The organism is Streptomyces sp. NRRL F-5122 (assembly GCF_001507435.1).
Taxonomy (GTDB): domain Bacteria; phylum Actinomycetota; class Actinomycetes; order Streptomycetales; family Streptomycetaceae; genus Streptomyces; species Streptomyces lannensis.
In genome coordinates this window covers 165673-185873 of record NZ_LMWH01000081.1, presented here as the reverse complement: position 1 = coordinate 185873, position 20201 = coordinate 165673, and the positions used below count along the sequence as shown (strand labels likewise).

Here is a 20201-nt window from a genome sequence, read left to right as displayed (position 1 = left end):
AAGACGGTGCCCGAGTCGAAGATCGTGGAGACCCTGATCGAGGAGGCCATGAAGCTCGCCGAGCAGATGGAGAAGGACGGCGTCGCATCCGGCGAGCCGGCCGTCACCACGCCAGGGGCCCAGGGCGTCACGGTCGCTTGAACGACTTACCAGTGAGTGATGTGAAGGAGCGCGACGGTGCCGAGAAGGTGACGACGTGCGGGCCCGGCCCTCAGGGCCGGGCCTGGTCGCCTTCTCGACACCGGCTTCTGCGCTCAGGAGGCGATTCGAAAAATAGGGGAGGCCCGAGCGTGACGATTCTGGAGAGCATCCGGGGACCACGCGACCTGAAGGCGCTGTCCGAGGCGGAGCTGGGCCGACTGGCCGAGGAGATCAGGGAGTTCCTGGTCCACGCGGTCGCCAGGACGGGCGGTCACCTGGGGCCCAATCTGGGGGTGGTGGAACTCTCCATCGCGCTCCACCGGGCCTTCGAGTCACCGGTCGACCGCATCCTGTGGGACACCGGCCACCAGAGCTATGTGCACAAGTTGCTGACAGGGCGTCAGGACTTCTCCAAGCTGCGCGGCAAGGGCGGCCTCTCCGGCTATCCCTCCCGCGAGGAGTCCGAGCACGACATCATCGAGAACAGTCACGCGTCGACCGCACTCGGCTGGGCCGACGGGCTTGCCAAGGCCCGTCAGGTGCAGGGGGAGAAGGGCCATGTCGTCGCGGTCATCGGCGACGGCGCCCTCACCGGCGGCATGGCCTGGGAGGCGCTCAACAACATCGCCGCGGCCAAGGACCGCCCGCTCATCGTCGTCGTCAACGACAACGAGCGCTCGTACGCGCCGACCATAGGCGGCCTCGCCAACCATCTGGCCACCCTGCGGACGACCGACGGCTACGAGAAGGTGCTGGCCTGGGGCAAGGACGTGCTCCAGCGCACACCCGTCGTCGGCACCACCGTCTACGAGGCCCTGCACGGCGCCAAGAAGGGCTTCAAGGACGCGTTCGCGCCCCAGGGCCTGTTCGAGGACCTGGGGCTGAAGTACGTCGGCCCGATCGACGGACACGACATCCGGGCCGTCGAGTCGGCGCTGCGGCGCGCCAAGCGCTTCCACGGTCCGGTGCTGATCCACTGCCTCACCGAGAAGGGCCGCGGCTACGAGCCCGCGCTCGCCCACGAGGAGGACCACTTCCACACGGTCGGCGTGATGGACCCGCTCACCTGCGAGCCCCTCGCGCCCTCGGGCGGGCCGTCGTGGACGTCGGTCTTCGGGGACGAGATCGCCCGGATCGGCGAGGAGCGCGAGGACGTCGTGGCGATCACGGCGGCCATGCTGCACCCGGTGGGCCTGACCAAGTTCGCCGAGCGCTTTCCGGACCGGGTGTGGGACGTGGGCATCGCCGAGCAGCACGCGGCCGTCTCCGCGGCCGGCCTTGCGACAGGAGGACTCCATCCGGTCGTCGCCGTCTACGCGACGTTCCTCAACCGTGCCTTCGACCAGCTCCTCATGGACGTGGCCCTGCACCGCTGCGGTGTGACGTTCGTGCTGGACCGCGCCGGGGTGACGGGCGTCGACGGACCGTCGCACAACGGCATGTGGGACATGTCTGTGCTGCAGGTGGTGCCGGGCCTCAGGATCGCCGCGCCACGCGATGCCGACCAGTTGCGCGCGCAGCTGCGGGAGGCGGTCGCCGTCGACGACGCGCCCACCCTGATCCGTTTCCCGAAGGAGTCGGTGGGTCCGGCGATCCCGGCGGTGGACCGGGTGGGCGGCCTTGATGTCCTGCACCGCGCCGACCGCCCTGAGGTGCTCATGGTGGCCGTCGGCGTCATGGCTCCCGTCTGCCTCCAGGCCGCGGAGCTGCTCCAGGCGCGCGGCATCGGCTGCACGGTCGTCGACCCCCGCTGGGTCAAACCCGTCGACCCCGCGCTCCCGGGCCTGGCCGCCGAACACCGCCTCGTCGCGGTCGTCGAGGACAACAGCAGAGCCGCGGGCGTCGGCTCAGGGGTCGCCCTGGCGCTCTCGGACGCCGACGTCGACGTGCCGGTGCGGCGCTTCGGGATCCCGGAGCAGTTCCTCGCGCACGCCAAGCGGGGCGAGTTGCTCGCCGACATCGGGCTCACACCCGTCGAGGTCGCGGGGCGGATCAGCGCGAGCCTGGCCGTCAAGGATGAGCCGTCCAAGGAGAAGCACGAATGACCACCCCTTCCGGGAACCGCGACTTCGATCTCGGAGCACTCCTGGCCGAGCGCGGGGCCGAGCGCTACGAGCTGCACACCAGGTATCTCAACCACCAGCTCCCGCGCATGCTCCACACCATCGGCTTCGACAAGGTCTACGAGCGGGCCGAGGGCGCCCACTTCTGGGACGCCGACGGCAACGACTACCTGGACATGCTCGCCGGGTTCGGGGTGATGGGCCTCGGCCGCCACCACCCCGTGGTCCGCAAGGCGCTGCACGACGTCCTGGACGCACAGCTCGCCGACCTCACCCGCTTCGACTGCCAGCCGCTGCCCGGGCTGCTGGCGGAGAAGCTGCTGAGCCACAGTCCGCACATGGACAGGGTGTTCTTCGGCAACAGCGGAACCGAGGCGGTCGAGACCGCGCTGAAGTTCGCCCGCTTCGCCACCGGCAAGCCGCGCGTCCTGTACTGCGAGCACGCCTTCCACGGTCTGACCACCGGCTCGCTGTCGGTGAACGGCGAGCGCGGCTTCCGCGACGGGTTCGCACCGCTGCTGCCCGACACGGCGGTGCCGCTGGGCGATCTCGACGCCCTGGCACGGGAACTCCGGAAGGGGGACGTGGCGGCCCTCATCGTCGAGCCCATCCAGGGCAAGGGCGTCCACGAGGCGCCGCCCGGCTATCTCCAGGCCGCGCAGGAGCTGCTGCACAAGCACAAGGCCCTGCTGATCGCGGACGAGGTGCAGACCGGTCTCGGCCGTACCGGGGACTTCTACGCCTACCAGCACGAGGGCGGCGTCGAGCCGGACCTGGTGTGCGTGGCGAAGGCGCTGTCCGGTGGCTATGTACCGGTCGGCGCCACCCTGGGCAAGGAATGGATCTTCAAGAAGGTCTACTCGTCCATGGACCGGGTGCTGGTGCACTCGGCGAGTTTCGGATCGAACGCGCAGGCGATGGCGGCCGGGCTCGCGGTTCTCTCCGCCATGGAGGACGAGCAGATCGTCGCGAACGCCCTCGCCGTGGGGGAGCAGCTGAAATCCCGTCTGGCCACGCTTGTCGACAAGTACGAGCTGCTCAGCGACGTACGCGGGCGTGGACTCATGATCGGGATCGAGTTCGGCAGGCCCAGCTCACTGAAGCTGCGCGGCCGGTGGACCATGCTCCAGGCGGCCCGCAAGGGGCTGTTCGCACAGATGGTCGTCGTCCCGCTGCTGCAACGGCACCGGATCCTCACCCAGGTCTCCGGCGACCATCTGGAGGTGATCAAGCTGATCCCGCCGCTGACCATCGACGAGCGGGACGTGGACCGGTTCGTGGAGGCCTTCACCGCCGTCATGGACGACGCGCACGGTGGCGGACTGATGTGGGACTTCGGAAAGACCCTGATCAAGCAGGCGGTGGCCAACCGCTGAGGCGCGCACCGGAGGGGCTTTGCCTCTGAGGCAAGAAATTTGCCGCAGAGGCAAACCTGCGGCTGAATAGAGAGCATGAGCTCTCCCGAGAACGAGGCCGGGCCCGGCGAGGACCTTACCGCCGTCGCGCCGCAGCTGCGCGCGCTGCGGCGCCGAGCCTCGCTCACCCTCGAGGCCGCGGCCCGTGCCGCCGGGCTCTCGCCCGCGCACCTCTCCCGGCTCGAGACCGGGCAGCGCCAGCCCTCGCTGCCGATGCTGCTCGCGCTCGCCCGTATCTACGGTACGACCGTCTCCGAACTGCTCGGCGAGACCGTCGCCGACCAGGAGGCGGTCGTCCGCGCCCCCGACATGGAGCCGACCCGGGCGGGCGGCTGGACGTACTGGCAGGCCGGCGCACCGGGCCGCGGCATGCAGGCGCTCCGCGTCCACGTCCCGCACGGCGCGCAGGGCGACATCGTGCGCGTCCACCCCGGCGAGGAGTGGCTGTACGTGCTGAGCGGGCGGCTGCGCCTGCGGCTGGGGGACACCACTCATGTGCTCGCAACCGGGGACAGCGCGCACTTCGACTCACTGACCCCGCACCGCATCGCCGCCGTCGACCACGGCGGCACCGATCTGCTCTTCGTCCACACCCTGCTGCAGAGCCCGACCGCCACGTTGTGCCTCGGACCCACCCCTGGAGAAATGCCATGACCGAACAGCCGGAGACCCGCCCCCAGCGCAGGGACATGGAGGAGAAGTTCCCCCGCGCCCTGTGGGTCCGCCTGATCATCTACATCGCCGTCGGCCACCTCTTCGCCGGTTTCGTCTATCTGCTGTTCGAGGTGGGCGCGAAGTGACCGGCCCTTTCGCGGCGGCGCGGGCGGCTCTCAGTCCAGCAGGCGACCGCGCAGCCGCTCCCGCACCGCCGGCGTGAGCCCGAGCCCGCGCTCCAGATAGTCCTCGACACCGCCCCAGGTCTCCTCGACGGTGTCGATCGCCGCCGCCAGGTACTCGGCGCGCGCGTCGAAGAGCGGGCTGAGCAGCTCCATCACCTCGGGGGAGTACGTGTCGGGCGACGAACCGTTGCGGTGCACCTTGTAGCGGCGGTGCTTCGCGTTGGACTCCAGGTAGTCCGCGACGATCGCCTCCCGCTCGACCCCGAGGGCCAGCAGCGTCACCGCGATCGACAGTCCCGCGCGGTCCTTGCCGGCCGCGCAGTGCATCAGCGCGGGCACGCTGTCCTCGGCCAGGGAGCGCAGCACCTGGGAGTGTTCGGCCGTGCGCTCCCGGATGATGGTGCGGTAGGAGACGATCATGCGGTTCGCGGCCTTGCCCTCGGCGAGGAGCGTGCGCAGCTGCTCGATGTTGCCGTCCCTGACCATCTTCCAGAACTCGGCCCCGTCCGCCGGATCGGTGAGCGGAAGACTGACGTTGCGCACCCCGGGGAGCTCGACGTCGGGCCCCTCGAGCTTCTTGTCCGCCGCATTGCGGAAGTCGAAGACCGTGTGCAGGCCGAGGGAGCCGAGGAACGCCGCGTCCTTCTCCGTCGCATGGGCGAGGTGGCCGCTCCGGAAGAGCACTCCGTGCCGCACGCGCCGCCCGTCCACGGTCGGCAGACCGCCCACGTCGCGGAAGTTGCGCACCCCGGTCAGCTCGGGCTCGGTCGACGGGACCTGCTGCGTCACGAGGGCTCCTCCCATCCGTCCGTCGGCGCTGCTCGCCGACGGGCCGCGCTTCGACGATACGACATGGGTTTGTCGGCCGATGATCGACGGCGATCTGCCCGCCGTCCTGCGGTCAAGACCCCGGACCGTGCCCGGCGACCGCGACCGCCGGCGGCACGTCCCGGCCGCCGTGTGCAGTGGCTCCACCAACATCGGCGATGGGAGCGTTATTCCGGATCGGACCGAATTCGGCGCGTGGCTTATCTCACCGTCCGTCAACCCCTGCCTACGGTCGCGTAGCTCACATCGCAAGGTGAATCATGGACCGACGTGGCAGACGATTCGAAGAGTGACAACAGATCAGTGATCGGGTCGTACGTGGCGGTGGGGGACAGCTTCACCGAGGGCGTCGGCGATCCCGGCCCCGACGGGCAGTTCGTCGGCTGGGCCGACCGGTTCGCGGTGCTCCTCGCCGATCGGCGGCCCGAAGGCGCCTTCACGTACACGAACCTCGCCGTGCGTGGCAAACTGCTCGACCAGATCGTCGCGCACCAGCTACCGAAGGCCGTCGAACTCGCCCCGGACCTCGTGTCCTTCTGCGCGGGCGGGAACGACATCATCCGGCCGGGCACCGACCCCGACGACGTCGCCGAGCGCTTCGAGCATGCCATCGCCGCCCTGACCTCCGCGGTCGGCACGGTGATGGTGACGACGGGCTTCGACACCCGCGGTGTCCCCGTGCTCAAGCATCTGCGGGGCAAGATCGCCACGTACAACGGGCATGTCCGGGCGATCGCCGACCGGTACGGCTGCCCGGTGCTCGACCTGTGGTCGCTGAAGACCGTCCAGGACCGGCGCGCCTGGGACGACGACCGTCTGCACCTCTCGCCCGAGGGGCACACCCGCGTCGCCCTGCGGGCGGGACAGGTGCTCGGCGTCGAGGTGCCCGCCGACCCCGACCAGGCCTGGCCGCCGCTGCCGCCGCGCGGCACGCTCGAGGTACGGCGCGACGACATCCACTGGGCGCGTGAGTACCTGGTCCCGTGGATCGGACGGCGGTTGCGCGGCGAGTCCTCGGGGGACCGTGTCGTGGCGAAGGGCGCCCTGTCGCCGGACGACATCAAGATGCGCATCGCGAAGGCGGTCTGAACCGGCCCCTCTTGCCGGTACGGGCCGGCGCGTGCCCGGGGCCCGGATGTGCCGGGACCGGGCACGCGCCGACCCGTACCGCGTCGACGCGTGCCGCCGACCCGGCGGACCAGACCGGCGTCAGCCCTTCGGCTCCGTCAACGCGGAGCGATCCACTCCCAGTTCGCGGGCGAGCGCCTCGTCCACCCACTCCTGCGCCCGTGCTCGCGCCACCGTGCCCTTGTACGCCGTCATCTGCACGGCCAGCCCGTCGAGGAGCGCTGTCAGCCGTATAGCGGTGCCCGCCGGGTCGGCGCACCGGAACTCGCCGGCCGCGACCCCTTCCATCAGAACCTCGGTGATCCCGGCCTTCCACTGCCGGTCGAGGCCACGCGTGACCTCGCGCAGCGCGGGCTCCCGCAGTGACGCCGCCCAGCCCTCGATCCACAGCCGCCAGCCCTTGGCCTGCCCGGTCGGCGCGTACCAGCGCACCGCCGCACGCAGGCGGCGCAGGGCCGACGTACGGCGGCCGAGCAGTTTGCGCAGATGCGCCAGATCGTCCTCGGCGGCGTACGCGAACGCCTCCGCGACCAGCTTCTCCTTGGTCGAGAAGTGGTACAGGACCAGTGCGTTGCTCACACCGAGTGCCGAGGCCACATCGGCGATCCGCACCGCCGCGACGCCCCGCGCCTCGATCTGCTCGACGGCGGCCCGCAGCAGTTCCTCACGCCGCTGGGCCACGCTCAACCGCACCCTCGTCACGCAGCAACCCTACGTCACCGGTACCAGCCGAACCGCTCGGCGATCAGCGGCAGTCGGTCCGCCACGAGCGCGTGCGCGGCCGTCCGCGGACTCGTCCCGTCGGCCTGCGCCCGGTCCAGCATCCGGCCGACCAGGTCCCGCATCGAGTGTCGTGTGTAGGCGAAGGCCTCCTCCGCGTCGGCGCCCACGTCACCGAACAGCGTCCACCACCACCAGGCGTTGGTCCCGGAGTTGACCACGACGTCCGGCAGCACGCTCACCCCGCGCGCGGCGAGCAGGTCCTCCGCCTCGGGCAGCACCGGCATGTTGGCCGCCTCGACGATCCACCGTGCGGTGATGTGCTCCTGGTTCTCGGTGTCGATGGCGTACGAGACCGCGGCGGGCACCAGCACCTCGGCCTCGGCCGACAGCCAGGCGTCCCCGGACAGTTCGCGGTCGGCGGGGCGCAGTGCCCCCCGGTCCACCGTCCCGTAGGCGTCGCGCGCCGCGAGCAGCGCCTCCACGTCGAGTCCGTCGGGATGGGCGACGGTGCCCTTCACATCGGCGACCGCGACGACCGACAGTCCCGCACGTGCCAGGAAGCGCGCCGTGGCCCCACCCATGGTGCCGAAGCCCTGCACCGCCACCCGGGTGCCCGCATACGGCAGGCCGGCCCGGTCCAGGGCGGTCAGCACGGACTCGGCGACCCCGCACCCGCCGACCAGCGCGTCCAGACCGATCCCGTCCACCTCGACGGCGAAGGCGTCGGCGAGCCGTTCCCGGGCCGCCGCCTCGTCGGTGAGCAGGGGGTACACGGCCTGGATCGACGACACCAGGCCCGCCTCGGCGGCCGCGCGGTCCACCAGGTCCTGGGTGAGTCCCAGGTCCTCCCCGGTGGCCCAGACCGTCTCGACGTACGGCCGCATCGCGCGCAGATAGCGCACCAGGACGTCGTAGGCCTCCGGGGCCCGGGGATCGCAGTCGATGCCGCCCTTGGCGCCGCCCAGCGGGACGTAGCGGCCCCGGGGGTTGTAGTGCAGTGCCTCCTTCATGGTCATGCCGCGGGCCAGCCCGGCGACCTCGTCCAGCGTGCAGCCGGGTCGCATCCGCAGCCCGCCGCTGGCGACGCCCCGGACGAGGCGGTCGACGACGAGGTAGCCCCGGTGGCCGGTGATGTGGTCGGTCCAGACGAGCGTGATGAGGGGCGCGCCCCGATCGGTGGTCATGAGCCCACTGTACTGAACGGTGATTCAGTTGCCTGCCCGGGACCCGATGAGCGGGAGCCGCCCTTCGAGGGCTTTCTACCGCCTCTGGCGTGCGGTGGACACCGGCTCCGCACCCTGCGGCACGTCGCACGAGTCCTTGAAGCCCTGACTCGTCAGGCCAAGCGCCGCATTGATGCGCGAGCGCAGGTTCTCCACCGCCACCATCGCCGTCAGCTCGACGAAGGCGGGCTCGCCGAGCCGGCCGACGAGCCGGGCGGCGAGCTCGTCGTCGACGGTGGGCGGGGTGGCCGTCATCGCCTCGGCGTACGCCATGACGTCGCGCTCCAGTTCCGTGTAGGCGCCGCTCTCGCGCCAGCGTGGCACGTCCACGAGCTTCTCGCGGGCCATGCCGCGTTCCCGGCTCACCCAGTAGCCGAAGTCCATGCACCAGGAGCAGCCGATCGACGCGGCCGTCGCCATCTCGGCCAGGGCCTTGAGGTCGGCGTCGAGCCGGTTCCACTTGGCGACCGACCGCTCGAAGCGCAGATCGGCCCGCAGCACGTCCGGCTGATGGGCCAGCGCCTTGCCGGGGTCCAGGACCTTGCCGTAGGTCTTCTTCGAGTACCACTCCATGAAGCGGAAGAAGAACGTGCGGCGCGGGGTCAGGGAGACTCGGGCCATGGGGCACCTCCAGTGCGTCGTTCCGGGGCGCCCTTCGCGAGCGCCCGCACCGTTGCGACGAACGGGCACCCCCCGGATGTGACATGCGGGCCCGCACGTGTCGCGCTGTGCGCCGGGGAGGTCGCCCTGTGGCACGGCAGGCCCGTCGTCGGAGGAGGGGCCGACAATAATGGAAGATCTCATCGACTCCACTGGAGGTCCTGTGTCCGGTTCACGTTCCCTGAGCTCGGGGCTCCGAGCGCTGCGGCCCGCCGCTTTCGGCGCGGATCCGAGCGGGGAGCGCCTGGCGCGCATCCGCAGATCGCCGCACTTCGCGGACGGCGTCTTCGTGAACCCCGAGGGCACCCGGATCCGCCCGTCCGGCGGTTCCACGCTGGAGCTGGCGAAGGTCTACTTCCGCAAGGACGCCCGGGTCCGCCGCGTCCCGTCCGGCACCGTGCCCGTGCATCCGACGACGTACGCCGATCTGGCCCGGCCTCCCGCGAGCGGACTGCGGCTGACGTGGATGGGGCACTCCAGTGTGCTCGCCGAGATGGACGGGCACCGGGTGCTGTTCGACCCGGTGTGGGGGGAGCGCTGCTCGCCCTTCGACTTCGCCGGCCCCAAGCGCCTGCATCCGGTGCCGCTGCCGCTCGCCGCGCTCGGCCCGGTCGACGTCGTCGTCATCTCGCACGACCACTACGACCATCTCGACCTGCCCACCATCAAGGCACTGGCGGGGACGGACACCGTGTTCGCGATACCGCTCGGCGTGGGCGCCCACCTGGAGCACTGGGGCGTCTCGGCCGACCGGCTGCGCGAGCTGGACTGGAACGAGACGACGAAGGTCGGCGGCCTCAGCCTGACCGCCACCCCGGCCCGCCACTTCTGCGGCCGCGGTCTGCGCAACCGGCAGCACACCCTGTGGGCGTCCTGGGCCGTGGCCGGCGACGAGCACCGGATCTACCACAGCGGCGACACCGGCTACTTCGACGGGTTCAAGGACATCGGCGCCGCGCACGGCCCGTTCGATGCCACCATGATCCAGATCGGCGCCTATTCGGAGTACTGGCCCGACATCCACATGACGCCCGAGGAGGGCATGCGCGCCCACCTCGACCTCCAGGGGGGCAGCCCGCAGGGTGTGATGCTGCCGATCCACTGGGGCACGTTCAATCTGGCGCCGCACCCCTGGGCCGAGCCCGGCGAGGGCACCGTCGAGGCGGCGCGGGCGGCCGGAGCGCAGGTCGCGCTGCCGCGCCCGGGTGAGCCCTTCGAGCCCACGGCTCCGACCGTGCCGTCGGAGCCCTGGTGGCGCGGGGTCGCGGTCGAGCCGGAGGGCGGCTGGCCGGCGCCCGTGGCCGACACTCCGGGTGACGTCCCGGGTGAGGGCCCCGCGGGATCCGGGGAGCCGGAGACGGTCCCGGCGGGCTGACCTTCCGGGCGGTCGCGGGACCACGGCGAGGGCCGAGGAGCACAGGGCTCCTCGGCCCTCGCCCTTTGTTCCCGACCGCTTCTGACCAGCTCTGATCGGTTCGCTCCTGCGGTGGGAACGCGTGTCCGGTTGGTTATCGGTCGGTCGTACGACGCGTCATACCAGAGCGGGAAGCTCTCCGGAGGACTTTGTCCACAGCCCTCCGCGCGGGCCTTCAACGCGACTACGCTGAGTTGCCGCCGCGCGACGGAGGGCCGCCATTCCTCGGCCTTCCCGACCCGGCGCCGCGATGGCGCACGCCCGAGTCGCGCAGACCGCGGGGACCCCACGCCCCCGACGCACCGAGTACGAGGACGCCGATGTCTCACCTTCGCGCACCGGCCGCACGCGCAGACCGCCGTGAGGGCGGGCGGCACGGGCGACCGGTCGCCCAGACCGTCCCCGCGCCCCCCGCCACCGCCATACGGCCCCAGTTGCTGCGTCTGGCGATCCTGCCCTGCGTCGCGGTGACCCTCAGCGCCTCCGCCGCCGTGCTCTTCACCGTCCGTGCCACCGGCGCGCGCCCCACGCTGTTGATGTGGGCCGTGTTCGCGGGCGCCCTCGGAGTGGCCTTCGCGGGCATCGCGATCGCCGCCGTGGCCGCCGAGCGCGCCGCCACATCCGTCGCGGAGCGGCTCGAGATGCTGCGCCGCACCAGCGCGCGCGGTGAGGCAGACCTGCGGGCCCTGGTCGAGGCGATCCGCCGCGGCGACACCCCGCCCACGCGCACACCCCGCGGCAAACCCACCAAGGACGGCGACGAGTTCGAGTTGCTCGCCGACGAGTTGTCGCGGGCCCACGACGGCGCCTCCGCCGCGGTCCTGCAAGCGGCACAGCTCTCCAGCCAGACCGGCAGCGAGCAGAAGCTCGAAGTCTTCCTGAACCTCGCGCGGCGCCTGCAGTCCCTCGTGCACCGGGAGATCTCGATCCTCGACGAGCTGGAGAACGAGATCGAGGACCCCGACCTGCTCAAGGGCCTCTTCCACGTCGACCACCTCGCCACCCGCATCCGGCGCCACGCGGAGAATCTCGCCGTGCTCGGCGGTGCGGTCTCGCGCCGTCAGTGGAGCAATCCGGTCCCGATGACCGAAGTGCTGCGCTCAGCCGTGGCCGAGGTCGAGCAGTACGCACGGGTCAAGCTCGTACCGCCGGTGGACGGCACCCTGCGCGGCCACGCCGTCGCCGACGTCATCCACCTGCTGGCCGAACTCGTCGAGAACGCCACGGTGTTCTCGGCTCCGCACACTCAGGTCCTGCTGCGCGCCGGCCAGGTCACCTCCGGGCTCGCCATCGAGGTCGAGGACCGCGGGCTCGGCATGCCGCAGGCCGAACTGAGCCGGATGAACACCCTGCTGGCCGACCCGGACCAGGTCAACGTCGCCGGCCTGCTGGCCGACGGTCGCATCGGCCTGTTCGTGGTCTCGCAACTCGCCCGCAGGCACGGCATCCACGTCCGGCTGCAGACCAACATCTACGGCGGTGTCCAGGCGGTGCTCGTGGTGCCGCAGGGGCTGATCGGTCCGGATCCCGGCACGGCCGGAGGCGCGGCGCCCCAGGAGCCGCAGGTGACCGACCCCGACACCGGACCGGTCGGGACCCCCGGTGCCGCAGGCCCGCGAGAGATCGCTCCCGGAAACCACCGCCCGCACGTCCCTCCGCCCCGGGGCGCGCGGGCCGCACACCCGCCTCTCGGAGGTTCCGAGCAGCCGGCGGTGCGCGGATCGCAGTGGCCGGGCGACGATCTGGTCCTGGACGAGCGCGACCGCTCCCCGCTGCCCGTGCGCGACGCCGACAGTCCCCGGCCCAACCCCGCCGAGGCCCTGCCCGGACTCCGTTCCGGCGACCGGCCGATCGTCGAGCGGCCCGTCGACGGACGGCCGGCTCCCCTGGTCGGTACCGTCCGCGGCACGATGGGCAAGCCCCGGCTGCCCCGCCGCCGCGCCCAGGAGCACCTCGCACCCCAGCTTCGTGGGGGACCGACGCCGCCCGCACGCCAGGAGGGCGAGCAGCACATCGGCCATGACCCGGGCCTGATGGCCGCCTTCCAGCGGGGCATCGGCCTCGCCGAGGCACGTGAGCAGGCGGAGCCCGGCCACGACGATCCGGACACGGGTGCGGGGGCCGTCCCCGACCGGCACGAAGAGGCACGGTCGGACGTCCCGTACCGCGAGCCGGCGTTCCCCGATGACATGCCGTCGCCCCTTGCCGAAGCACCGGCCGGGGACCGGGCGCGCACGGCCGAGGTACGCCCCCGACGCGAGCCCGACCGGGAACGGACCGTCCGGCAGGACGGGAGTGCACCGCCCGGATGACCACACCGACCCCGCCCGCTCCCGCAGACCCGCGAACCCCAAGGAGTCGATCCATCATGGCGAGCGAAGTGCCGACCGCCCATGCCTCCGACCTCGACTGGCTGATGAGCGGGCTCGTGCAGCGCGTGCCGCACACCACGAGCGCGGTCCTCCTGTCCTGCGACGGGCTCGTGAAGTCCGTCCACGGCCTCGACCCGGACAGCGCCGACCACATGGCCGCCCTGGCATCCGGCCTGTACTCCCTCGGCCGCAGCGCGGGCGTCCGCTTCGGCGACGGGGGCGACGTCCGGCAGATCGTCGTCGAACTCGACTCCACGCTGCTGTTCGTCACAACCGCGGGCTCGGGCACCTGTCTCGCCGTCCTCGCCGACCGCGAGGCCGATGCCGCTGTTCTCGGCTACGAGATGGCGATGCTCGTCAAGAGCGTGCGGCCGTATCTCGCGACCGCTCCGCGCCGCTCCACGGCGACCCGGCCTTGAACGTCACCGCGGCGGGCGACGGCCCCTGGCTCGACGCCGCAGCCGGACGGCTCGTACGTCCCTACACGGTCAGCGGCGGCCGCACCCGGCCGAGCACCGCGTTCGACCTGCTGTCCCAGGTGAGGACCACCGGTGTCGTCCCCCTGGGCTACCTCGGCCCCGAACACTGCGAGGCGCTCGACCTGTGCCGGGCACCCGTCTCGGTCGCCGAACTGGCCGCTCACCTGAGGCTTCCGGCGGCGGTGACCAAGGTGCTGCTGTCCGACCTCGTCGACTGCGGGGCGCTCACCACCAAGCCCCCCGCCCACCACCACATCCCCACCGACCGGTCCCTTCTGGAGGCAGTGCTCGATGGATTACGACGAAAGCTCTGACCCCTTCCCCACCGCCCTGAAGATCCTGGTGGCGGGAGGGTTCGGGGTGGGCAAGACGACCTTCGTGGGCGCGGTCAGCGAGATCGCGCCGCTGAGCACGGAGGAACTGCTCACCACGGTCGGTGCCGCGACCGACAGCCTCGAGGGCATCGAGAACAAGGTCGAGACGACCGTGGCGATGGACTTCGGCCGCATCACCCTCGATGCGCAGCATGTGCTGTATCTGTTCGGGACCCCCGGACAGGAGCGGTTCTGGTTCATGTGGGACGAGCTCTCCGAAGGGGCGCTCGGGGCGGTGATCCTCGCCGACACCCGGCGGTTGGAGGACTGCTTCGCCGCCGTCGACTTCTTCGAGCAGCGCGGCCTCGGATTCGTCGTCGCCGTCAACGAGTTCGACGGTGGCCACCGCTACGGCCAGGAGGAGGTGCGCTCCGCCCTGGACCTCGCCCCCGAGATCCCCGTCGTGTGCTGTGACGCCCGGATCTCCAGCTCGGGCGTGCAGACCCTGCTCACGCTCGTCCGTCATCTCCTCGCGCTTTCCCCGGCGGCGACCGCGAGCCGGGGGGCCCGCGCATGACCCCGGGACGACTGCTGCTGACCCCGGAGGACAAGGACGCCGCCGCGCGCGTCCAGCGACTGCGCCTGCTGGGACTCGGGGAGCGCGCGGAACCGGAGTTCGACGCGTTCGCCGACCGGATCGCCGACGTCGCCGCCGCGCCCTTCGCGATGGTGAACTTCATCGGCGAGCACCGGCAGTTCTTCGCGGGACTCCACCAGCCCGGCGACCGGCCGCTCCTCGCCGTCGCCGAAGCGGACGGCGCGGACCCGGAACCGGTCCGTCACCTGGGCCGCGAGTACGGCTTCTGTCCGCATGTCGTGGTCCGGGGCAAGGCGCTCGTGCTCGAGGACGTCCGCGACTACCCGCGCTTCGCCTCCAACCCGGTCGTGGACGAACTCGGCGTCCGTTCGTACATGGGCGCCCCGCTCGTCGACCGTGCGGGCCTCGCCCTCGGCACGGTCTGCGCGATCGACCTCGAACCGCGCCCCTGGGGCCGGTCGGGACTGGAGACCATCAAGGCGCTCGCCGCGGAACTGGCCGAGCGGATCGAGCAGGAACGGACCGGGGCCGCCGGAGACAGGGCGTGAAGGAAAGCTGCGGCCGAGCTTAAGAAATCCTCGATGGACCGGGCGCCGCCGGTACGGCAGATTTCTGAGTGATCTCATCTCTCCTCCCGGTAGGGGCTCCTTCGGCATGCCCGGTTCCGGGATCGCACCCACAGGAGCCGTGGCGTTGAAGGCGCTGGTCAAGGACAAGGCTGAACCGGGACTTTGGCTCACCGACGTCCCGGAGCCGCAGGTCGGCCCCGGTGACGTACTGATCAAGGTCCTCCGGACCGGGATCTGCGGTACCGATCTGCACATCCGCTCCTGGGACGGCTGGGCGCAGCGGTCCATCCGCCCCCCGCTGGTCGTCGGGCACGAGTTCGTCGGCGAGGTCGTCGAAACCGGCCGGGACGTCACCGAGGTGAAGATCGGTGACCGGGTCAGCGGAGAGGGGCACCTGGTGTGCGGCAAGTGCCGCAACTGCCTCGCCGGACGCCGCCATCTGTGCCGTGCGACGGTCGGTCTCGGCGTGGGACGCGACGGCGCGTTCGCCGAGTACGTGGCGCTGCCAGCCTCGAACGTGTGGGTCCACCGGGTCCCCGTCGACCTCGATGTCGCCGCGATCTTCGACCCCTTCGGCAACGCCGTCCACACGGCTCTGTCCTTCCCGCTGGTCGGCGAGGACGTCCTGATCACGGGGGCCGGTCCGATCGGTCTGATGGCCGCGGCCGTGGCCCGCCACGCGGGCGCCCGCAACGTCGTCATCACCGACGTCAGCGAGGAGCGGCTGGAGCTGGCACGCAAGATCGGCGTGAGCCTCGCGTTGAACGTCTCCGAGGCCACCATCGCCGACGGCCAGCGCGAGCTGGGGCTGCGCGAGGGCTTCGACATCGGTCTGGAGATGTCGGGCCGGCCCGAGGCGATGCGCGACATGATCGCGAACATGACGCACGGCGGGCGGATCGCGATGCTCGGGCTGCCGTCCCAGGAGTTCCCCGTCGACTGGTCCCGGATCGTCACTTCCATGATCACGATCAAGGGCATCTACGGGCGCGAGATGTTCGAGACCTGGTACGCGATGTCGGTCCTGCTGGAGGGCGGACTCGACCTGGCCCCCGTGATCACCGGACGTTACGACTACCGCGACTTCGAGGCGGCGTTCGCGGACGCGGCGAGCGGCAAGGGCGGCAAGATCATCCTCGACTGGACCGCCTGATGCGCGGTCCGGTTCGCCCCGGGGCCGTCTGAGCAGGCGTAGAGAGGCCGACCGTGTTCGGCCGCCCCGGATCGGGCGCCGTCTCCCGCCCGGGGCGCTCTCCCGACGCCGGCACCGCCCATCGCCCCACTCGCCCTTCGTACCCAAGGAGCTTTTCCGATGTTCGACTCCGTGCGCGACGACCTCCGCGCCACCCTCGACGAGATCCGCGCCGCCGGGCTGCACAAGCCCGAGCGCGTGATCGACAGCCCGCAGTCCGCGACCGTGCGCGTGAGCGCCGGCGGCCGTCCGGGCGAGGTGCTCAACTTCTGCGCCAACAACTACCTCGGGCTCGCGGACCATCCCGAGGTGATCGCCGCGGCACACGAGGCCCTGGACCGCTGGGGCTACGGCATGGCCTCCGTGCGATTCATTTGCGGTACGCAGGAGGTGCACAAGGAGCTGGAGGCGCGGCTGTCCGCGTTCCTCGGCCAGGAGGACACGATCCTGTACTCCTCCTGTTTCGACGCCAACGGCGGTGTGTTCGAGACCCTGCTCGGTCCGGAGGACGCCGTCATCTCCGACGCCCTCAACCACGCCTCGATCATCGACGGCATCCGGCTGTCCAAGGCCCGCCGCTTCCGCTACGCCAACCGTGACATGGCGGACCTCGAGCAGCAGCTGAAGGAGGCCTCCGAGGGCGGCGCGCGTCGCAAGCTGATCGTCACCGACGGCGTCTTCTCCATGGACGGCTATGTGGCACCGCTGCGCGAGATCTGCGACCTCGCCGACCGCTACGACGCCATGGTCATGGTCGACGACTCGCACGCCGTCGGCTTCGTCGGCCCCGGTGGCCGCGGCACCCCCGAGCTGCACGGCGTCATGGACCGTGTCGACGTCATCACCGGCACGCTCGGCAAGGCGCTCGGCGGCGCGTCCGGCGGCTATGTCGCCGCCCGCGCCGAGATCGTCGCGCTGCTGCGCCAGCGCTCCCGGCCCTATCTGTTCTCGAACACGCTCGCCCCCGTGATCGCGGCGGCCTCGCTCAAGGTGCTCGACCTGCTGGAGTCGGCGGGTGACCTGCGCGAGAAGCTCGCCGAGAACACCGCGCTCTTCCGGCGCCGCATGACGGAGGAGGGCTTCGACATCCTGCCCGGCGACCATGCCATCGCCCCGGTCATGATCGGCGACGCGGCGCGAGCCGGCCGCATGGCCGAGCTGCTGCTGGAGCGCGGCGTCTACGTCATCGGGTTCTCCTACCCGGTGGTCCCGCAGGGCCAGGCGCGCATCCGTGTGCAGCTGTCCGCCGCGCACTCCACGGACGACGTGGACCGCGCGGTCGACGCGTTCGTCGCGGCTCGGGCGGAGCTGGAGGCCTGAGACGCCCCGCGCTCTTGCGATAATCGGTCGCATGATCGAAGCGCGGCGGCTGCACATCCTCCGTGCGGTGGCCGACCACCGCACCGTGACGGCTGCTGCCGCCGCGCTCTATCTCACCCCCTCCGCGGTGTCCCAGCAGCTCACCGCGCTGGAGCAGGAGACCGGCCACCGGCTGGTGGAGCGCGGTGCCAAGGGCGTGCGACTCACCCCGGCCGGCGAGATCCTGCTCAGTCACACCAACGCCGTCCTCGCCCAACTGGAGCGCGCCGAGGCCGAGCTGGCGGCCTACGGCGCGGGGTCCGCCGGCACCGTGACTCTGGCCTCCTTCGCCACCGGCATCGGGCTGGTCGTCGCCCCCGCACTGGCCCGGCTCGCCCGGACCGCGCCCGGAATCCGGGTGCGGGTCCAGGACGCCGAGGGCGATGCGAGCCTGCCGATGGTGCTGGACCGGCAGGTCGACGTCGCGGTCGCCGTCGAGTACCGCGGCGCACCCGACGCGGACGACCCCCGGCTCACCCATGTTCCGCTGTATGCGGAGCCCTTCGACGCCGTGGTGCCGTTCACCCACCGCCTCGCAGACGCGGGCGAGGTCCCGCTCGGCGAGCTGGCCAGGGACGCGTGGATCGGCCCGTACGCCGGCAATCCCTGCCACGACGTCGTCGTGCTCGCTTGTGAGCACGCCGGATTCCAGCCCCGCCTCGAACACTTCTCGGACGACTTCCGCGCGGTGGTCGCGCTGGCCTCCGCCGGTGCCGGGGTAGCCCTGGTGCCCCGCTCCGCCCTGCGTGGCATGGACCTCACCGGCGTGGTCGTCCGCCCGGTAGACGGGGTCGCGCCCACGCGCCGGGTCTTCGCCGCCGTGCGCCGGGGCGCGGAGGAGCACCCTCTGATCCGGCCGGTACTGGACGCGCTGGCGGAGGCCGCGACCGAGGACTGATCCACCCCGCCGGGGCCTGCCTTCACCGGCGGAGTCCTGTGCGCATCCGGGAACGATTCTCGTATGTGGGATAATATCCCGGATGTGGACGGCGAAGTGATCGACAGCGTGGACGCCCGGCTCGCCGGACGCCTGGCCGAGCTGCGGGCGGAACGCGGCTGGTCCCTGGACGAACTGGCGGAGCGCAGCGGCGTGAGCCGCTCGACCCTCTCCCGGGCCGAACGTGCCGAGATCAGCCCGACCGCTTCGCTGCTCAACCGGCTCTGCGCGGTCTACGGCCGCACGATGTCCCGGCTGCTGAGCGAGGTCGAGGCGGAGCCTGCACAAGTGCTCCGCGCCGCCGAGCAGACCGTGTGGCAGGACCCGGCCTCCGGCTTCGTACGGCGGTCGGTGTCTCCTCCGCATCCCGGGCTGCGCGGCGAACTCGTGGAGGGGCGGCTCGCGGCGGGCGCCGACATCGCGTACGACCGGCCGCCCGTGCCCGGGCTCGAACAGCACATCTGGGTCATCGACGGCGCGCTGGAGGTGACGGCCGGGGACATGGAGCACCGGCTTTGCGCCGGCGACTGCCTGCGGCTGCGGGTGTGGGGGCCGACCCGGTTCCGCTGCCCCGGACCCGACGGCGCCCGGTACGCACTGGTGGTGGTGCTCCCATGACCACGATCTCCGCGCTGAGCGGGACCGAGGTGCTCGCCAGGGCGGAGGGCCTGGCCGAACTGCTGACCGACACCGTGCACGGCGGAGCCTCGATCGGCTTCCTGGCGCCGCTCGAGCGGTCCGAGGCGGTCGCCTGGTGGAGGGCGCGGGCGGCCGCGGTAGAGGCGGGCGCGCTCGCGGTGTGGGTGGCACATGAGGGGGACCGGGTGACGGGCACGGTCGGACTGGCCCTCCCCGACAAGGCGAACAGCCGCCACCGCGGCGAACTGGTCAAACTCATGGTGCACCGGGAGGCCCGCGGCCGTGGCCTCGGGCGCCGGCTGCTGGCCACGGCCGAACGGGGTGCCTCGGCGGCCGGGATCACCCTGCTCCACCTGGACACCGAGACGGGCAGTCCTGCCGAGGTCCTGTATCGCTCCGCAGGCTGGACACGGGTCGGGGCGATTCCGGACTACGCGGCGACACCGGCCGGTGTCCTGCACCCGACGACGGTCTTCTACAAGCATGTGGGGGATTCCCGCTGAGCGTGCGGTCTCTGTCAGTGGCATTGGCTACGGTGCGGGACATGCCGGACGCCGAAGACGTACGCCGTATCGCCCTGTCCCTGCCGGACACGGCCGAGAAGATCGCCTGGAACATGCCCACGTTCAGGGTCGCGGGGAAGATGTTCGCCACGCTGCCCGAGGACGAGACGTCCATAGCGGTGCGGTGCCCCAAGGAGGAGCGGGACGAGCTGGTCCTGGCCGAGCCCGAGAAGTTCTGGGTCGCCGATCATGAGGCGCAGTTCGCCTGGATCCGAGTGCGCCTCGCGACCCTCGAGGACGAGGCGGAGCTGCGCGACATCCTGGCCGACTCCTGGCGCCAGGCGGCCCCGCCGCGCCTTCTCGACCACCACCCGGAGCTGGGGCTTGCGGCCGGGGACTGACGTGCGGGTGACCGGCAGACAAACCGGTGCGCGACCACCGGCCCGAGTGCGGTATTGTTTCTGTGCGCGTTCGGCCGGGGGAAACCCCAGGTCAGGCGGGCAACGGGACGTGGCGCAGCTTGGTAGCGCACTTGACTGGGGGTCAAGGGGTCGCAGGTTCAAATCCTGTCGTCCCGACCAGCTTCATTGCAGGTCGGAGGCCGTTTTCTCAGAGATGGGAAGACGGCCTTCCGCACGTCCATACGCCGGTTGGCCGCCGTGCGGGCCAGGCATCGCGGGGCCGTGACCGGGCCGCCGTTCCACGGCCGTACGCGGTTCGCCGCCCTCCGGGAAAACGCTTGGACTCCACGGGCGCCGTCGCGGGACACTTCGACTCCTGGTCTGCCCCTGTTCGTCCGTCGTTG

Annotated in this window: 21 protein-coding genes and 1 tRNA gene; 18 read left to right on the top strand and 4 right to left on the bottom strand. The window is 71.5% G+C overall.

The window, feature by feature from the left end:
* The first annotated feature begins 290 nt into the window (after positions 1-290).
* From dxs to ADL25_RS11595, 4 genes are all read left to right on the top strand, one after another.
* Positions 291-2186 (top strand): 1-deoxy-D-xylulose-5-phosphate synthase, encoded by a 1896-nt coding sequence (dxs, locus tag ADL25_RS11610; RefSeq protein ID WP_059127590.1) that lies wholly within the window; start codon positions 291-293, stop codon positions 2184-2186.
* Positions 2183-3580, top strand: a complete 1398-nt coding sequence (locus ADL25_RS11605; protein ID WP_059127589.1) for an aspartate aminotransferase family protein — start codon at positions 2183-2185, stop codon at positions 3578-3580. Before dxs ends, ADL25_RS11605 begins: the two co-directional genes overlap by 4 nt.
* 75 nt (positions 3581-3655) lie before the next feature.
* Positions 3656-4273 carry a helix-turn-helix domain-containing protein gene (locus tag ADL25_RS11600; RefSeq protein ID WP_059127588.1) on the top strand — a complete coding sequence of 206 codons (618 nt, stop codon included), beginning with the start codon at positions 3656-3658 and terminating at the stop codon, positions 4271-4273.
* The gene (locus tag ADL25_RS11595) at positions 4270-4419 is read left to right on the top strand and encodes a DUF6126 family protein (protein ID WP_059127587.1); all 150 of its coding nucleotides are present in this window, start codon (positions 4270-4272) and stop codon (positions 4417-4419) included. The genes ADL25_RS11600 and ADL25_RS11595 overlap by 4 nt, the downstream gene beginning before the upstream one ends.
* A 30-nt stretch (positions 4420-4449) precedes the next feature.
* Here ADL25_RS11595 and ADL25_RS11590 read toward each other — a convergent pair whose 3' ends face one another.
* On the bottom strand, positions 4450-5247 hold the full coding sequence (locus tag ADL25_RS11590) for a tyrosine-protein phosphatase (protein ID WP_059127586.1): 798 nt from the start codon (positions 5245-5247) through the stop codon (positions 4450-4452).
* A 342-nt stretch (positions 5248-5589) separates the two neighbouring features.
* On the opposite strand from ADL25_RS11590, the gene ADL25_RS11585 reads away from it, so the two are divergent.
* Positions 5590-6375, top strand: a complete 786-nt coding sequence (locus ADL25_RS11585) for an SGNH/GDSL hydrolase family protein (RefSeq protein ID WP_059127585.1) — start codon at positions 5590-5592, stop codon at positions 6373-6375.
* Positions 6376-6495: 120 nt separating this feature from the next.
* Here ADL25_RS11585 and ADL25_RS11580 read toward each other — a convergent pair whose 3' ends face one another.
* From ADL25_RS11580 to ADL25_RS11570, 3 genes are all read right to left on the bottom strand, one after another.
* Positions 6496-7116 carry a TetR/AcrR family transcriptional regulator gene (locus ADL25_RS11580; protein ID WP_181923213.1) on the bottom strand — a complete coding sequence of 207 codons (621 nt, stop codon included), beginning with the start codon at positions 7114-7116 and terminating at the stop codon, positions 6496-6498.
* Positions 7117-7130: 14 nt separating this feature from the next.
* Positions 7131-8321 carry a glutamate dehydrogenase gene (locus ADL25_RS11575; RefSeq protein ID WP_059127583.1) on the bottom strand — a complete coding sequence of 397 codons (1191 nt, stop codon included), beginning with the start codon at positions 8319-8321 and terminating at the stop codon, positions 7131-7133.
* Between the two features lie 75 nt (positions 8322-8396).
* On the bottom strand, positions 8397-8981 hold the full coding sequence (locus ADL25_RS11570; protein WP_059127582.1) for a carboxymuconolactone decarboxylase family protein: 585 nt from the start codon (positions 8979-8981) through the stop codon (positions 8397-8399).
* Positions 8982-9183: 202 nt separating this feature from the next.
* On the opposite strand from ADL25_RS11570, the gene ADL25_RS11565 reads away from it, so the two are divergent.
* From ADL25_RS11565 to ADL25_RS11505, 13 genes are all read left to right on the top strand, one after another.
* Positions 9184-10395 carry an MBL fold metallo-hydrolase gene (locus tag ADL25_RS11565; protein WP_059127611.1) on the top strand — a complete coding sequence of 404 codons (1212 nt, stop codon included), beginning with the start codon at positions 9184-9186 and terminating at the stop codon, positions 10393-10395.
* A 359-nt stretch (positions 10396-10754) separates the two neighbouring features.
* Positions 10755-12746: a sensor histidine kinase gene (locus ADL25_RS11560; RefSeq protein WP_079050303.1), complete on the top strand. Its 1992-nt coding sequence runs from the start codon at positions 10755-10757 to the stop codon at positions 12744-12746.
* A 56-nt stretch (positions 12747-12802) separates the two neighbouring features.
* Positions 12803-13225, top strand: coding sequence for a roadblock/LC7 domain-containing protein (locus ADL25_RS11555; protein ID WP_059127581.1), 423 nt, complete (start codon positions 12803-12805; stop codon positions 13223-13225).
* Entirely contained in the window at positions 13222-13599 is a 378-nt protein-coding gene (locus ADL25_RS11550) for a DUF742 domain-containing protein (protein WP_059127580.1), read from the top strand. Before ADL25_RS11555 ends, ADL25_RS11550 begins: the two co-directional genes overlap by 4 nt.
* Positions 13577-14176 carry a GTP-binding protein gene (locus tag ADL25_RS11545; protein ID WP_059127579.1) on the top strand — a complete coding sequence of 200 codons (600 nt, stop codon included), beginning with the start codon at positions 13577-13579 and terminating at the stop codon, positions 14174-14176. The genes ADL25_RS11550 and ADL25_RS11545 overlap by 23 nt, the downstream gene beginning before the upstream one ends.
* The gene (locus ADL25_RS11540; protein ID WP_059127578.1) at positions 14173-14745 is read left to right on the top strand and encodes a GAF domain-containing protein; all 573 of its coding nucleotides are present in this window, start codon (positions 14173-14175) and stop codon (positions 14743-14745) included. Before ADL25_RS11545 ends, ADL25_RS11540 begins: the two co-directional genes overlap by 4 nt.
* Before the next feature lie 145 nt (positions 14746-14890).
* A complete protein-coding gene (gene tdh, locus ADL25_RS11535; RefSeq protein WP_059127577.1) occupies positions 14891-15919 on the top strand; it encodes an L-threonine 3-dehydrogenase in 1029 nt (342 codons plus the stop codon).
* A 159-nt stretch (positions 15920-16078) separates the two neighbouring features.
* Entirely contained in the window at positions 16079-17278 is a 1200-nt protein-coding gene (locus tag ADL25_RS11530; protein WP_059127576.1) for a glycine C-acetyltransferase, read from the top strand.
* A 31-nt stretch (positions 17279-17309) separates the two neighbouring features.
* A complete protein-coding gene (locus tag ADL25_RS11525) occupies positions 17310-18215 on the top strand; it encodes a LysR family transcriptional regulator (protein WP_059127575.1) in 906 nt (301 codons plus the stop codon).
* Between the two features lie 63 nt (positions 18216-18278).
* Positions 18279-18872: a helix-turn-helix domain-containing protein gene (locus tag ADL25_RS11520; RefSeq protein ID WP_059127574.1), complete on the top strand. Its 594-nt coding sequence runs from the start codon at positions 18279-18281 to the stop codon at positions 18870-18872.
* On the top strand, positions 18869-19396 hold the full coding sequence (locus ADL25_RS11515; RefSeq protein ID WP_059127573.1) for a GNAT family N-acetyltransferase: 528 nt from the start codon (positions 18869-18871) through the stop codon (positions 19394-19396). The genes ADL25_RS11520 and ADL25_RS11515 overlap by 4 nt, the downstream gene beginning before the upstream one ends.
* 41 nt (positions 19397-19437) lie before the next feature.
* Positions 19438-19797, top strand: a complete 360-nt coding sequence (locus ADL25_RS11510) for an MmcQ/YjbR family DNA-binding protein (RefSeq protein ID WP_059127572.1) — start codon at positions 19438-19440, stop codon at positions 19795-19797.
* 103 nt (positions 19798-19900) lie between these two features.
* Positions 19901-19977 (top strand) — tRNA-Pro (locus ADL25_RS11505).
* The last annotated feature ends 224 nt before the right edge of the window (positions 19978-20201 follow it).

What these genes read in the sequence shown, in the direction of transcription:
- ADL25_RS11560 (WP_079050303.1), top strand. Translation starts at nt 10,755, where the DNA reads ATGTCTCACCTTCGCGCACCGGCCGCACGCGCAGACCGCCGTGAGGGC.
- ADL25_RS11530 (WP_059127576.1), top strand. Translation starts at nt 16,079, where the DNA reads ATGTTCGACTCCGTGCGCGACGACCTCCGCGCCACCCTCGACGAGATC.
- ADL25_RS11545 (WP_059127579.1), top strand. Translation starts at nt 13,577, where the DNA reads ATGGATTACGACGAAAGCTCTGACCCCTTCCCCACCGCCCTGAAGATC.
- ADL25_RS11515 (WP_059127573.1), top strand. Translation starts at nt 18,869, where the DNA reads ATGACCACGATCTCCGCGCTGAGCGGGACCGAGGTGCTCGCCAGGGCG.
- ADL25_RS11575 (WP_059127583.1), bottom strand. Translation starts at nt 8,321, where the DNA reads ATGACCACCGATCGGGGCGCGCCCCTCATCACGCTCGTCTGGACCGAC.
- ADL25_RS11570 (WP_059127582.1), bottom strand. Translation starts at nt 8,981, where the DNA reads ATGGCCCGAGTCTCCCTGACCCCGCGCCGCACGTTCTTCTTCCGCTTC.
- ADL25_RS11520 (WP_059127574.1), top strand. Translation starts at nt 18,279, where the DNA reads ATGTGGGATAATATCCCGGATGTGGACGGCGAAGTGATCGACAGCGTG.
- ADL25_RS11595 (WP_059127587.1), top strand. Translation starts at nt 4,270, where the DNA reads ATGACCGAACAGCCGGAGACCCGCCCCCAGCGCAGGGACATGGAGGAG.
- ADL25_RS11540 (WP_059127578.1), top strand. Translation starts at nt 14,173, where the DNA reads ATGACCCCGGGACGACTGCTGCTGACCCCGGAGGACAAGGACGCCGCC.
- ADL25_RS11510 (WP_059127572.1), top strand. Translation starts at nt 19,438, where the DNA reads ATGCCGGACGCCGAAGACGTACGCCGTATCGCCCTGTCCCTGCCGGAC.
- ADL25_RS11600 (WP_059127588.1), top strand. Translation starts at nt 3,656, where the DNA reads ATGAGCTCTCCCGAGAACGAGGCCGGGCCCGGCGAGGACCTTACCGCC.
- ADL25_RS11525 (WP_059127575.1), top strand. Translation starts at nt 17,310, where the DNA reads ATGATCGAAGCGCGGCGGCTGCACATCCTCCGTGCGGTGGCCGACCAC.
- ADL25_RS11605 (WP_059127589.1), top strand. Translation starts at nt 2,183, where the DNA reads ATGACCACCCCTTCCGGGAACCGCGACTTCGATCTCGGAGCACTCCTG.
- ADL25_RS11555 (WP_059127581.1), top strand. Translation starts at nt 12,803, where the DNA reads ATGGCGAGCGAAGTGCCGACCGCCCATGCCTCCGACCTCGACTGGCTG.